The organism is Rhodococcus sp. C-2 (assembly GCF_027854095.1).
In the GTDB taxonomy this organism is placed as follows: Bacteria; Actinomycetota; Actinomycetes; order Mycobacteriales; family Mycobacteriaceae; genus Rhodococcus_F; species Rhodococcus_F qingshengii.
Window position 1 is genome coordinate 320,846 of record NZ_JAQGFI010000006.1, and the last position, 12,937, is coordinate 333,782.

A 12,937-nucleotide genomic window follows, 5' to 3' on the forward strand; every position below is an offset into this window, starting at 1 on the left:
CTCCTTCCTAGAGCACTGACGTCGGTGCGTGCGTACCGAATACACGCCGGTGGTAGGTCAGTGGATTCGACTCGCGGTGCTCGACCTCGTCCACCGATCCTGTCACGATCTTGTGATCACCACCGTCCACGACGGCATCAACGGTGCACGCGATCCAGATGGATACGTCCGGCAGTCTCGGAACACCGAGATGCTCCGCCCACTCGACACCGTCGAACTTCGCACGGCCCTTCCTCGCAAAGGCAACCGCCAGTGAGCTTTGCGCGGTCCCGAGGACATTGATCGCGAACCTCCGCGTTCCTTCGATGAGGCCGAGAACTTCCGACTGTCGATCCAGAGCCACCGCGGTCATCGGCGGGTCCATCGACAACGACATGAATGCGCTGACCGTCGTGCCGTGCGGCCGGTCGCCGTCCATTGCCGTGACGACGGCGACCGGTGAGCACACGTGCGCCATGGCTTCTCGAAAACGCAACGCCCGGTTGCCCTGTGGGACATTCACGATGTCAGCCCTTGTCTGCCAACTCTTGTGCGTACTTCTTCGTCATGTGGTCGACGGCGTCGAGTTGCGCCTTTGCATGCCCTCCCCTGACAGCGCGCGCGTGAGCTGCCGCGTCGAGCGTCGCCTGCGCCTGCCCTTGGAAGTGCGGAAAGACCTCCTGCGCGAACAACTCTGCCGAACGTCGGGTGTCCTGCGGGTTCGCCCAATCGTGACCCATCTGCAGCATGCAGCCGAAACCACCGGACTGGTCCCACAGCCGTTGTACCTGACGTCTGGCCTGCTCCGGTGTGCCGATGACACCGATCCCGGCCTCGTTGATGAAGTCGATCATCTCGCTCAGACGCGCACCGGAGACCGCCATCTGAGGGAAGGCCGCGACGTGCTGGAAATAGTCGAACCACTCCTCGATGCCGTACTCGACCTGCTTGCGTGCTTCCGCCTCGGTTTCGGCGATGTGGAAAGGTCCGGCAAGAGACCACTGCCGACGATCCACCGTCGTCCCGTTGACCTCAGCGCGTTCCTCCATCACATTCCAGTGGTGCGCCAAGGCGTCGAAACCGTCGGCGGACAAGGTTGCTCCGATGGAGAGCAGACCGAGACCGTGCGTACCGGCCAGGCGAGGTCCTGTCGGGGAGGCCACTGCGGCCACGGTGATTTCGATGCCGTTCTCCGAGTACGGAGCGAGCTGCAGCTTGGCGTCGTACAGCTCGTGGGTTCGTGTCTTCGCGGAAACCGTCTCGCCACGAAGAAGGCGCACGACGATGTCGAGGTTCTCCTGCAACAACTCTCGGGTGTCCGTCGGGTTCAGACCGATCATCGCCGAGTCGGTGGGCAACGAACCGGGCCCGACTCCGAAGATGGTGCGCCCCTGAGTCAGGTGATCCAACTGCATGATTCGATCCGCTGCCCACAGCGGGTTGTGATACGACAACGACGTGACACCCGTGCCGAAACGAATCCGAGGTGCGCGCTGCGAGGCTGCAGCGATCATGATTTCCGGCGACGCGATGATCTCGCTTCCGGCAGAGTGATGCTCACCGAACCACGCCTCGTCGTAGCCCAACCGGTCGAGGTACTCGACCAGTTCGAGATCACGCTGCAGTGCGGCGGTGGGATTGCGTCCGGGGACGTGAAACGGTGCCATGAAATACCCGAAACGAAGCCTACTCATGAGTTCTCCTAGTGCTGTGGGCCAACTCCTGGCCGTGCACCGAAAACGCTATCCGTGCCGTGACCGCGGTCACAGTGCACGAAAGTGGACAATCTCAAGCGCGTTGATCGGCAAGTTTCTGCGCGTAGACCAACTTCACGAACTCGGCACGGTTGCGAACGCGCAGAAGAGCAAGGATGCGGCTTACATACTTCTTCACCGTGTCCGGACTCAGCGACAGGATCACCGCGATCTCGTCGTTGGTATGGCCGTCCGCCAACAACTCCGCGAGATCGATCTGCCGGGGCGTCAGCTTCTCTCGCCATCCCGGCTCGCGTTGCCCGGGCAGCGTCTGACACAACAGCGACAATTGCTTGCCCAGAATGCCCAAGCCCACGATGTCGCGCCCCGACAGATCCTTGCCTTCTGAATCGAAAATCCCCACCAGACCGTGACCGCCGTGGGCCAACTGGAGATGCATCACCGACGCGCTGTGAAGGCGTTTGCGATAGAGGAAATCTCGCAGGTACGTCGCCGACTGTGAAGGGACGTCGGCCAACTGAGTGTGCGTGATGGCGGGAGATGCCAACAGCGTTGCCCGCGATTGCGCCGTCGCAAAAACGTCGTCGAGGTACCAGTGCGCTTGGTACTCGTCGAGGATCGGCGTGATCCGCCCGGTCGTCACCGGATCCGGGTCGGCGAAAGCCGTCGTGAAGGTCGGGCCGGCAAGGAAGGTGGTGTTGGGACAGCGGTAGTGATCATGGAGCGCGACCATGAGGAGATCCTTGAGCTGATCGAGCGTTCTCGCGGCCGAGCAGTAGTCGAAGACAGCGAAGACACGGTCGTAGTCCGCAGCGGACAGAGCGACGTCACCGCTACCGTGCACGTCGACCACCTCACCCGAACTATGATCCAGATCACTCATCGGACAGCATATGCATTACTTCGAGAGAACGGACAACTTCGCCGCCTACCAGCACTGTTGATGCCGATAGCCGATACTGAGCTGTATGTCGGAACTCGGAAATGAACCAGACTCGAAGCAGAAGGCGGTGCTCGAGCGACACGCGTCATGGATCGAATTGTTCTTCGACCTCGTCGTGGTTGCCGGTATCGGTCAGCTGGCTCACCTGCTCCACGGTTCGCCGTCGTGGTCGGATGTCGCGCTCTACGCGTTGCTCTATCTCGCGTTCTGGACCGCGTGGGCGACGTTCACGATGTACGGCAACGTTGCCGGTGACCGTGTCCGGATCCCGAGCATGCTGATCGCCATGTTCGGACTGGCCGTCATGATGGCAGCCGTGGCCGGCATCCACGACAACCATGCGCTGGCCTTCGCTGTCGCCTACGTGGCCGTACGTCTGCTGGCGAGTCGGGTGTGGCACAACGGCCAGATAGTCGTGGACTGGCCGATCGCCCAGATGTCTCTCGGTGTGATCCCGTGGATCGTCTCGTTCTGGTTCGAGGGCGAAACTCGGTTCTGGCTCTGGACCGCCGGTGTGACCATCGACCTGCTGATCATGTTCGTCGTCTCCGGCAGCGCGATCATGGAAGACGCGCAGGAAAAGCTCGACCGCATCATCAAGGTTCGGGGGTTCAAGGACGACCGGATGCCCGAACTCGAAGCCCTGCACTCCGATCGGGCTCACCTTGCCGAGCGCTTGGGCCTGTACGTCATCATCGTGCTGGGCGAGGGTGTGATCCTCGTGATTTCTGCGGCCTCGAAGCTCACCTGGGACTCGACGGTGGTCAGCCTCGCAGTCGGATCGTTTGTCCTGCTCTCGGGCATGTGGGCTCTCTCGCTTCTCTACGGCCACGCCGGTGTTCCGCACCTGCAGGCCGAGAAGTTTCCCGCTCGCATCGACATGGCGCTGCACTGTTTCACCACCGGCGCTATCGCGGTTCTGGTCGCAGGGCTCGGAGCGGCAACCGAACACGGCGCGGAGCACACGCCCGCGAACCTGCGGTGGTTGTTGTGCGGAAGCATCGCAGTCTATTTCGGAATCAGCCTGGTGGCAGGGCTGTTCGCGCGATCGGACCGACGGTGGCTGCTCGGCTGGGCGCTCCCGTGCACCGCCATCCCCATCGTCATGGGCATCGTCGGCACGCACATGAGCGCCACGTGGATCATCTGGGTGCTGGTGGCCACCGTGTCCTGGCAGAACGGCTACGAGTACGCGCAGGTGCGGCGTTCGCGCCGCTCTGCTGTGCGCCTTTATTAACCCCCCGCGGTTAATAAAGGCGCACAGCAGGGGCGGTTTTTACCCTCACCGCCGGGTCGAAGCGATAGGGCTGAGCCAACAGGATTCCGGCCAATCGCTTACGCAACCTCGACATCTCGGCCCGGACGGTCACCGTCTTGCGTGGATCGCCGAACAACTGTGAGGCGAGCTGCGAGGCCGTGAGGCCCTCGGGCGCATGTGTCAGAGCCACGAGGATCTGCGAATGGCGCGGGCTGAGGTCGATGCTCCAGCTCCCCATTGCCGAGGAGTACCGCAATTCCATCGCATTCGGATCTTGCACATCCAATTCGACTTCGGCACAAACCGTTCCGGACGCCGGATCCATCTGAGGGCGGACGAGCCAACCACCCGGAAGCGGCTCGCACATACATAGTCCGAGCGACGGGAGCCAATGCTCGCCGCTGCTCATCACTTTCGGCAGTGCGATTCTGTAGATCGGCGCCATCGAGTCCACCGCCGCGACCCAGCCACTGCGGTCCACGACCACAGTCGGCTGACTCGCGCGAGCCAGCGTCGATACCGAGATCATCCGGAGCTGATCCAATCCGATTCGATGCTTCTCCCGCAGTGCGGATTCCGCCAGCCTGGCCACACTGTCCACCAGAGCGAGAGTCGACGGGTGGACCGTGTCTGCTGCGCCGGCGACGTTCACGACGGCGATGGCCCGGCGACTACGCGGATCTCGAACCGTCGCCCCGGAGCAGGTCCACGGATGCTGCGAGCGCGAGTAGTGCTCGGCCGAGAACACCTGCACTGCCGAACCTGATGCCAAGGAAGTGCCGATCCCGTTGGTACCGACAGCTTCCTCCGTCCACGACGCACCCTCGATCATCCCGAGCCGTTCGGCCCGATCCAGCATTCGACTGGACCCGTGTCGCCAGAGGATACGTCCGTAGCGGTCCGCCACCACGATCAGATTCGCGTCGTCCGGGCCGACGAGTGGTGCCAGACCGTGCACCGCCTCGTCGAAGATCTCCGCCATGCCGGCTGCGCGTCTGCCTTCTTCGATCTCGGATTCGCGGCCCGTCTCGGTGATCGAGCACCGGTCCGGATCGAGTCCGAGCGCACGCAAACGCGACCACGAATTCGCGATGACGGAGCGCGGACGCGCAGGCGGCTTGCGTCCCGACATCGTTGCTTCGTAGACGGATTCGAGAACACGTGCGTACTGCGCCGGGTCTTCACCACTGGCCAGGGCCGGTTCGAGTCGATTCGTTTCGCCGATCACACTCCAGTCCTATGTGACGGGGTCATCGAAAGCGAGCGTTGCACCCGGTTGCAGAGTTGTTCGCGTGCGTGAACGAAAGGACGGCGTTCACGCACGCGAACGGTGCTCACGCGTTGAGGGGTCTCCCCAGCGCCGAGAGCACAGACTCGTGCATTGCCTCCGAGAGCGTCGGATGAGCAAACACGACCTCGGCGAGATCCTCGCCGGTGGCTTCGAGGGATCGAGCGATACCGAAACCCTGAATCTGCTCGGTCACATCCGGACCGACCATGTGCGCGCCGAGAAGTTCCCCGGTATCGGCGTCGAAGATCGTCTTGACGAAGCCTTCGGCCTCGCCGATCGCCAGTGCCTTGCCGTTCGCCTGCAGGTCGAAGTGTCCGACCCGCAGCGCGCGACCAGTACCGGCGCACTGCTTCTCCGTCAGACCCAGGCTCGCCACCTGTGGGCGGGCATACGTGCACCCCGGAACGTAGTCGCGATCGAGCGGATGAACGTCGGGCACGCCTGCCAACTTTTCGACGCACAGGACAGCTTCGTGGCTTGCCTTGTGCGCCAGACATGGAGCGCCCGCGACGTCACCGATCGCATAGATCCCGAAAGCGCTGGTACGGCACCACTGGTCGGTGACGATCGCACCGCGCTCGATCTCGACGCCCAGAGCCTCCAACCCCAGATCCTCGACGTTGCCGGTGATTCCGGCCGCCACCAACACCCGGTCCACGGTCAACGACTCGACACCGTCGCTCGTCTGCACATTCACCTGGACGGCGTCGTCGCCGACGGTCACCGCCGACACCGAGGCTCCGGTGTGAATCGTGATGCCACGCTTCTCGAACTGCTTGCGAACGAAGGCCGAGATCTCTTCGTCCTCGACCGGCATGATGTGTGGTGCCATCTCGACGATGGTCACCTCGGTTCCGAGATCGCGGTACAGGCTGGCGAATTCGACTCCGATCGCGCCGGACCCGATCACGAGCAGCGACTTCGGCAGTTCCTTCGGGACGAGCGCGTCGAAGTAGGTCCATACCCGATCACCGTCGGGGGCAACGCCGGGAATCGAACGCGGCCGGGCACCGGTTGCAATGATCACGTGGTCGGCTCGATACGTCTGTCCTCCCACGGATACGACGCCTTTGTCCACCAACTTCGCGGCGCCTGAGATGGCGTCGACGCCGTTCTTCTTCATCAGATAGGCAACACCGCCGGACAACCTCTCCGAAACCCCTCGGCTGAACGACACCAACTTCGAGATGTCGAACTGGACAGACGCCGAACTGAATCCGTATGTGTCGAGTTCACTCAAGGTATGCGCGACGTCCGCGCCGTGCAGCATCGCCTTGGTGGGGATACAACCCCAGTTGAGGCAGATACCTCCGAGGCGATCACGTTCTACCAGCGCGACGCTCAACCCCAACTGGGCAGCCCGGATCGCCGCCACGTAACCACCGGGGCCGCCACCGATGACAAGAACGTCGTACTTATGCGACGTATTGTTTTCCACCACAGCCCCTTACACCAACATCAGCGCGGGAGAAGCGACAAAGCGCTGGAGCTCCCGAAGGAAGGTCGCACCCAGGGCTCCGTCGATAACCCGGTGATCGCACGAGAGGGTCACGGTCATCACGGTCCGGGCAGAAACACTGTCACCGACCACCACCGCGCGCTTCTCCCCCGCACCTACGGCAAGGATCGCTCCCTGGGGCGGATTGATGATCGCGTCGAATGCCTTGATCCCGAACATGCCGAGGTTGGACACCGTGAAGGTTCCGCCCTGGAATTCTTCGGGACGAAGTTTGCCGGTCTTCGCCTTGGTGGCCAACGAGAGCACCTCACCCGAGATGTCCGCCAACGACTTGGTATTCGCGCTACGCACGATGGGCGTGATCAGCCCGGTCGGAAGTGCAACTGCCACCGAGACATCCGCCGACGCGAATCGAAGAACCGATTCGTTCGCGGCATCGAACTGGACGTTCACGTCCGGCACCTTCATCAGTGCAGCGGCGCAAGCCTTCACGATGAAGTCGTTGACCGACAGCTTGACCGCCGGGACGGTCGAATTGATCTCCTTGCGCAGAGCGAGGAGCGCATCGAGCTCGAGGTCTGCGGTGAGCCGGAAATGGGGTGCCTGCTGCTTGGACGCCTGCAACCTACCGGCGATTGCCGATCGTATGGGGGTGAAAGGAATTGTGTCGTACTCGGGTTCGGCCGCAACAGATTCGGTCTCAGCCGCCGCCTCGGGCAGGAGCTGCGCGGAACGAGCGGCGTCGTGCACGTCGGCGACGCAGACGCGCCCCCGCGAACCCGTCGGACGACAGTCATGCAGGTTGACGCCCAGTGCTCGGGCAGTTCTGCGTGCGACCGGGGTGGCAGGCACGGCACTGTCGTCGGCGGTCGATCGCAGCGGGAGGCCGGATCTCGCGGCCGGCACTACCGGCGCAACAGTGCCACCGGCGTCACGAATCGCGTCGTCGATGTCGCGGACACTGATCCGCCCGAGGGGACCGGTACCCACTACGGCGGCGAGATCGATTCCGAGCGATTCGGCACGTCGGAGTGCGCGAGGACTCGCAAACACGTCGCTCTGCGTCGTGCCCTGCAGAACACTCGGTACGACGGTGGAACCGGTTGGTGCAGGTTTCGCTGCAACAACCACCTTCGCAGCCGGTGTAGCCGCAGGTGTCACGGGAGCCGTCGGCGCAGCAGCTGGTGACGGTGCCGGCTCTTCCGCCGGCGCGGTTGCGCCGCGGGCGGCGAGGAACTGCTCGATCTCCGCATCCGTCGCGGACGCATCGGCGGACACACCGATCACGGCGCCGACGGGCAGAGTCTGCCCCGGTGTGCCGACGATCTTGCGGAGAACACCGTCGAACGGCGCCTCCAGCTCGTTGGTGATCTTGCTGGTCTCGATCTCACAGATCAACTGGCCCTTGGTGAACGAGTCACCTTCCTCGATGAGCCACGCGTTGACCAACCCCTCCTCCATGGAGAGCCCCCATTTGGGGATGTCGATAGCTTTGATGTCAGCCATGATCAGGCTCTCACCAGCTTGCGAACCGACTCTTCGATGCGCGCCGCGTCAGGCAGCCAGGCAGTTTCGAGGGTCGGGGAGAACGGAACCGGCGTGTGCGGCGGCGTGATCAGTTCGATCGGCGCTTTCAGGTAGTTGAATCCCTTGGTGGCGATCAGCGCGGCTACGTCGTGCCCGAAACCGCAGCGGGCGGCGGATTCGTCGACGATCACGACCCTTCCGGTCGATGCGACGGATTCGAGGATGCCGTCCTCGTCCAATGGTGAGACGGTACGAGGATCGACGACCTCGACCGAAATACCCTCGGCGGCCAGCTTGTCCGCTACGTCATTGGCGCGGTTCACCATTGCGGACAAAGCGATGATCGTGACGTCGTCGCCCTGCCTGGTGTAGTTGGCGACGCCGAACGGAATCGCGTACGGCTCGTCCGGCACCTCGCCCTTGAGGTCGTAGAGCACCTTGTGCTCACAGAACACAACAGGATCGTCGTCCCGGATAGCCTGGATGAGAAGGCCTTTGGCGTCGTAGGCGTTGGACGGCGCGACCACTTTCAGGCCAGGCACCGCGGCAAACACGTTGTACGGAGACTGAGAGTGCTGCGCAGCGGCAGAGAAACCGGCGCCGATCATGCCTCGCACCACCAGCGGAGTTCTGGCCTTGCCACCGAACATGTAGCGGAACTTGGCAGCCTGGTTGTAGAGCGCGTCGTAGGAGACTCCGAAGAAGTCCATGAACATCAGTTCGGCGACCGGCCTCAGTCCGGTCAGTGCGGCTCCGGCAGCCATTCCGATGATCGCGGATTCGGTGATCGGGGTATCGATTACACGCTCCGATCCGAACTCCGTCCACAATCCCTTGGTGACACCCAGGACACCGCCAAATGCCTCGATCTTCTTCGTCTCCAGATCGGGGTTGGTACCGGCATGCCCACCCCGTACGTCCTCACCGATGAGAACGACGCTCGGGTCGCGTTGCATTTCTTGGGCGATGGCCTCTTTGACGGCCTCGCGGTAGGTCTTCTTCGACACGTTCTCGGCTTCCACGCTTGTCATCTCGGGCTCCTCAGTACGACACGTAGACATCGGTCAGCAGATTCTCGACGGGTGGATACGCCGCGGCACGCGCCTTCGCTACCGCCTCGTCCACCAGCACTCGCGACTGCTCGTCCACCGCGTCCAGATCAGCGGTGCTGACCTTCTTCACATCCACGCTGCTACGGAAATTCTTGAGCGGATCCTTGGTTTCCCGCAGTTGCGCAACCTGTTCCGCCGTGCGGTACAGCTGCGCGTCACCCTCGAAGTGGCCGTGCCAACGGAATGCCGCCGCCTCGATCGTGGTGGGGCCACCGCCGGTCCTGGCGCGCTCCGATGCTTCCGCCATCGCGTCGTAGACCGCGAAGAAGTCGGTGCCGTCCACCTTGACGGCAGGCATTCCGAAGGATGCAGCGCGGGCGGCGATGTCGGGTGCGCCCACCGCGTAGTCGGTTCCTGTTGCTTCACCGAATCCGTTGTTCTCGATCACGAAGACGATCGGAAGATCCAGCACCACAGCCATGTTCATCGCCTCGAAGACGGTTCCCTGGTTGGATCCACCGTCTCCCGTGAACGACGCAGCGATGACACCGTTTCGAAGCGTCTTGCCACTCAGTGCAGCGCCGATCGCCAACGACGGGGCTCCGCCGACAATCGCGTTGGCGCCGAGCATTCCCACGGACAGGTCGGCGATGTGCATCGAGCCGCCCTTACCGCGACACAGGCCGTCGTCCTTGCCGAAGATCTCGGCCATCATGCCGTTCAGATCGCAGCCCTTGGCGATGCAGTGCCCGTGACCGCGGTGAGTGGATCCGATGTAGTCGGCGTCGCTCAGGTTCTCGCACACTCCCACCGCGATGGCTTCCTGGCCCGAGTAGAGGTGAATGAAGCCGGGGATGTCACCGGTTGCATTCTCTTCGTGCAGTCGATCCTCGAACGCACGGATGCGCGACATCTTCTCGTACGCCTTCAGCAATGCATCCCGGTCCAGCCCTGAATGAGGCTTGGCGCCGGTCCTTTTCGATCCTGGGGTTGTCGGCTTCTGCGCCGTCCGTTGAACCACAGTCACACTCCTCGTTCTCGATCACTCGTCGCCATGCAGTGTCGTGTAGGTCACGGGCGAAGGGAAAGAGTTGCGTGAGGTTGCCGGGAGTTGCGAAGGGTTGCAGCTGTTGACTTTCGAGCGTTGATTCAGGCGCCGCTCAGGCTGCCGCGTCTGATCTTGGCCAGCGCGCGGTGTTGGGCGAGTTCGACGGCGCTCGTTGTCGTTCTCAGTGACAGCGCCGTCTCGCGCACGTCGAAGCCGACAACGATGCGAGCTACCAAGACGTTGCGTTCTGCGGCCGACAGATCACCGAAGGGCAGAGTGAGTCGACTGGAGGCGGGTAGCGAATCGATTTCGCGACTGATCGCGTCGTACAGATGCGCGAGGAACGCTTCTCCGGTACGTCTACGTCGCCGAATGTCGGACAGGACGGATCGGCAGATACCGACGGCAATACGATCAGCGTCGAGCGGTCGCAGTTCGGCACGACAGCGCCGCGTCACCAGAGGCACGATGCGTTGAAGGAGTTCTGCAATCGCGTCCCGATCCCCTCGGGACGCATCGTCGGCAACACTGTCGATCGAACGTCCACCTGCCCTGCTTGTCATTCCGATCTCCCCCTGCTTCGGCTCTTGGTCGAATTCCCGACTGCTGCTCAGGTTTTGAACTCGCTAGGGGCGTATCGGCTCGGGGCAGATCCCGGTTTGTTCCCCGATGATGTTGATCTCGGCGTTGGAACGAGGGTCAGCGCCGTAGTTGATCTGGTCGGTGCACTTCTCGGAGGGCTCGACGGCATCGGGCGGGAGCGGCGCCGGGCATGAACCCATCTGCTCTCCGATGCTGTTGATCTCCGCATTCGAACGAGGGTCACCCACATAATTGATCTGATCGGTGCACTTGGTCGACTCGGTAGCCGGACCAGGGGCCGCAGGGGCAGCCGCGCTGGTCGAGACCGGGGTCCAGGCCGGCGCAGCTCCGCCCGCCGGGACTCCGGGGGTGGATGCGTCCGTACCGCCGCCCACCGAGTTCGAGCCTTCGACTGTCTCCGAAGTGGTCGCTGCGGTCAGCGGCGGTGGGGTCGTAGACGCCGCAACCACCGATGTAGTCGTCGGTTCGTCTCCTGGAGCGCTGTTGTCATCACTCGAACACCCTGTCATCGCGCACACCACCCCGATCGTCAGTACGGCGAGCAGCACTCGCGGACGCCGAGTCTTATTGGTCAGCAATACTTCACGCATTTGCTCTCACACTCCTCGATACGCGGATCAGCTCGTTCCGCCCAAGCGGTGAACACCGACGTGACTCACTCTAGGAGCCTGATTCCATCGGTTTCGTAACAGAATTCCGTCGGTCGCGTACCAACTCTCGACGGTCCTGACATTCATACGATTACGTAACGGTGGGTGGCAAAACTCCGATATCGAGATCACCTGTGATCGTATGAAAACGCACATGCCGATGAGAGGGTTCGCAGCGGCCGGGGAGGGGAACGTGTTGTATCGGAGTGACATCTGCGGCGGTCGATCAGACCGTACTCGCAGCCTGTTCGGTACAGCGCTCGCGGCAGCAACCCTCGGAGCGTCCGTGATCACCGGCTGCGCGTCCACCCAGGGCGTTGTGATCGAAGGCGATGTCGCTTCCACCGGGTTGCCCGTCACACAACCTGCAGACCTGGCCAGACGGGTTGCCGAAAACTCGAGGTTGGGCCGGGCGCTCCTCGACGATCCTGGGGTGTCCGAGGGAGTGAAGACAGAACTTCGGTCGTGCCCTGACTGGTATCCGATCTCGGTCGGGTCCATCCTTCTCGATCCAGGCGCACCGCGTATCGTGCCGGAGACCGAACTCGTCGTCATGAATGTGTATCCGTGCCAACCGGCCCACCAACCCGGGACCGGAGTGTCGATTTCGGTCAACCTTGCCGGCTACGTCTACCGCAGCGGCAAGGCCGGTTCGAGTGAAGACGATCCCGAACTGGGTGAGCGCCTGTTCTCCGTCGAAGAGCGCGGAAAGTTCATCGTCAGCGGTCAACGCGCCGCGAGTTTGTCTGTCCTGGAAACGGATCCGCGGCCACCGGAGTTCGAATGTTGCCCCCGTCCACCGCTTCGGACCGAGTTCCACTGGGATGGAATGGAGTTCATCCGTGATTGATCGCCGTCGCCGCGCGATGCTCGCCGGTGTTTGCCTGCCGGTCGCGTTTGCTCTCGCCTCCTGTTCCACCGAGCCTGAATCAGAACCCACTCCGAATATCGCAGCATCACTCGACCCCTCGGATCTCTCACAGGGCTTGAGCATCGATCCTGTTGCCCTCCTCAGAGCAGACCCGGAAGTGTCCGATGCGGTCAAGGACAGTCTCCGACTGTGCGGTGATGCGAACTTCCCCTACGAAATCCGGTACTCCCCCGTGACAGGCGCCGTTTGGCAAGATGCCGTCGTCAATGTCTTCACCTGCGAGTCTGTCGGCATCTGGGGACGACCGGCCCCACCGGTCAGCTTCATGGTCGCCGGATTCGTCTACCAGATCGACGAATCGGGCGCTCACAAAGTCTTCGGAGTGCAAGACCCAGGACGCTACGTCGTCGGCTCAACCGGAGGATTGTCGGTCATGGTCGACCTGTGCAAAGACCCCGGCATTCCGGAGTTCTGTCAATCGTCGACTGCATACAAGTGGACCGGTGAAGGGTTTGAGAGTGTTCCGTTCCCATGAAAGCGA

The 12,937-nt window shown here is 62.6% G+C and carries 13 protein-coding genes; 3 read left to right on the forward strand and 10 right to left on the reverse strand.

Annotation, left to right across the window (positions count from 1 at the left end):
* Window positions 1-7 precede the first annotated feature (7 nt).
* The 3 genes from PCS43_RS15405 to PCS43_RS15415 form a co-directional block, all read right to left on the reverse strand.
* The gene (locus PCS43_RS15405) at window positions 8-457 is read right to left on the reverse strand and encodes a flavin reductase family protein (RefSeq protein WP_007733458.1); all 450 of its coding nucleotides are present in this window, start codon (window positions 455-457) and stop codon (window positions 8-10) included.
* A 49-nt stretch (window positions 458-506) separates the two neighbouring features.
* On the reverse strand, window positions 507-1,673 hold the full coding sequence (locus PCS43_RS15410; protein WP_064114472.1) for an LLM class flavin-dependent oxidoreductase: 1,167 nt from the start codon (window positions 1,671-1,673) through the stop codon (window positions 507-509).
* A 94-nt stretch (window positions 1,674-1,767) separates the two neighbouring features.
* Window positions 1,768-2,577, reverse strand: coding sequence for a helix-turn-helix transcriptional regulator (locus tag PCS43_RS15415; protein ID WP_007733461.1), 810 nt, complete (start codon window positions 2,575-2,577; stop codon window positions 1,768-1,770).
* Between the two features lie 85 nt (window positions 2,578-2,662).
* Here PCS43_RS15415 and PCS43_RS15420 point away from each other — a divergent pair, with 85 nt between their 5' ends.
* Window positions 2,663-3,874: a low temperature requirement protein A gene (locus tag PCS43_RS15420; protein ID WP_054188866.1), complete on the forward strand. Its 1,212-nt coding sequence runs from the start codon at window positions 2,663-2,665 to the stop codon at window positions 3,872-3,874.
* A 10-nt stretch (window positions 3,875-3,884) separates the two neighbouring features.
* Here the strand turns inward: PCS43_RS15420 and PCS43_RS15425 are convergent, their stop codons facing one another.
* The 7 genes from PCS43_RS15425 to PCS43_RS15455 form a co-directional block, all read right to left on the reverse strand.
* Window positions 3,885-5,123 carry a helix-turn-helix domain-containing protein gene (locus PCS43_RS15425; RefSeq protein ID WP_054188867.1) on the reverse strand — a complete coding sequence of 413 codons (1,239 nt, stop codon included), beginning with the start codon at window positions 5,121-5,123 and terminating at the stop codon, window positions 3,885-3,887.
* 106 nt (window positions 5,124-5,229) lie between these two features.
* Window positions 5,230-6,627 carry a dihydrolipoyl dehydrogenase gene (gene lpdA / locus PCS43_RS15430; RefSeq protein WP_151098121.1) on the reverse strand — a complete coding sequence of 466 codons (1,398 nt, stop codon included), beginning with the start codon at window positions 6,625-6,627 and terminating at the stop codon, window positions 5,230-5,232.
* Between the two features lie 6 nt (window positions 6,628-6,633).
* Window positions 6,634-8,151, reverse strand: a complete 1,518-nt coding sequence (locus PCS43_RS15435; protein ID WP_209909648.1) for a 2-oxo acid dehydrogenase subunit E2 — start codon at window positions 8,149-8,151, stop codon at window positions 6,634-6,636.
* 2 nt (window positions 8,152-8,153) lie between these two features.
* Window positions 8,154-9,203 carry an alpha-ketoacid dehydrogenase subunit beta gene (locus PCS43_RS15440; protein WP_070385568.1) on the reverse strand — a complete coding sequence of 350 codons (1,050 nt, stop codon included), beginning with the start codon at window positions 9,201-9,203 and terminating at the stop codon, window positions 8,154-8,156.
* 10 nt (window positions 9,204-9,213) lie between these two features.
* On the reverse strand, window positions 9,214-10,137 hold the full coding sequence (locus PCS43_RS15445; protein WP_051649553.1) for a thiamine pyrophosphate-dependent dehydrogenase E1 component subunit alpha: 924 nt from the start codon (window positions 10,135-10,137) through the stop codon (window positions 9,214-9,216).
* A gap of 236 nt (window positions 10,138-10,373) precedes the next feature.
* Window positions 10,374-10,835, reverse strand: a complete 462-nt coding sequence (locus tag PCS43_RS15450) for an RNA polymerase subunit sigma (RefSeq protein ID WP_118603371.1) — start codon at window positions 10,833-10,835, stop codon at window positions 10,374-10,376.
* Window positions 10,836-10,898: 63 nt separating this feature from the next.
* On the reverse strand, window positions 10,899-11,465 hold the full coding sequence (locus tag PCS43_RS15455) for a hypothetical protein (protein ID WP_058226116.1): 567 nt from the start codon (window positions 11,463-11,465) through the stop codon (window positions 10,899-10,901).
* 253 nt (window positions 11,466-11,718) lie between these two features.
* Here PCS43_RS15455 and PCS43_RS15460 point away from each other — a divergent pair, with 253 nt between their 5' ends.
* A complete protein-coding gene (locus tag PCS43_RS15460) occupies window positions 11,719-12,375 on the forward strand; it encodes a hypothetical protein (RefSeq protein WP_003939689.1) in 657 nt (218 codons plus the stop codon).
* Entirely contained in the window at window positions 12,368-12,931 is a 564-nt protein-coding gene (locus PCS43_RS15465; RefSeq protein ID WP_054781865.1) for a hypothetical protein, read from the forward strand. Before PCS43_RS15460 ends, PCS43_RS15465 begins: the two co-directional genes overlap by 8 nt.
* Window positions 12,932-12,937: the final 6 nt, after the last annotated feature.

Bases quoted from the DNA above. Each gene is read 5' to 3' on its own strand.
- PCS43_RS15455 (WP_058226116.1), bottom strand. From the start codon at position 11,465: ATGCGTGAAGTATTGCTGACCAATAAGACTCGGCGTCCGCGAGTGCTG.
- PCS43_RS15415 (WP_007733461.1), bottom strand. From the start codon at position 2,577: ATGAGTGATCTGGATCATAGTTCGGGTGAGGTGGTCGACGTGCACGGT.
- PCS43_RS15410 (WP_064114472.1), bottom strand. From the start codon at position 1,673: ATGAGTAGGCTTCGTTTCGGGTATTTCATGGCACCGTTTCACGTCCCC.
- PCS43_RS15420 (WP_054188866.1), top strand. From the start codon at position 2,663: ATGTCGGAACTCGGAAATGAACCAGACTCGAAGCAGAAGGCGGTGCTC.
- PCS43_RS15435 (WP_209909648.1), bottom strand. From the start codon at position 8,151: ATGGCTGACATCAAAGCTATCGACATCCCCAAATGGGGGCTCTCCATG.
- PCS43_RS15440 (WP_070385568.1), bottom strand. From the start codon at position 9,203: ATGACAAGCGTGGAAGCCGAGAACGTGTCGAAGAAGACCTACCGCGAG.
- PCS43_RS15445 (WP_051649553.1), bottom strand. From the start codon at position 10,137: ATGTCGCGCATCCGTGCGTTCGAGGATCGACTGCACGAAGAGAATGCA.
- PCS43_RS15450 (WP_118603371.1), bottom strand. From the start codon at position 10,835: ATGACAAGCAGGGCAGGTGGACGTTCGATCGACAGTGTTGCCGACGAT.
- PCS43_RS15405 (WP_007733458.1), bottom strand. From the start codon at position 457: ATGGCGCACGTGTGCTCACCGGTCGCCGTCGTCACGGCAATGGACGGC.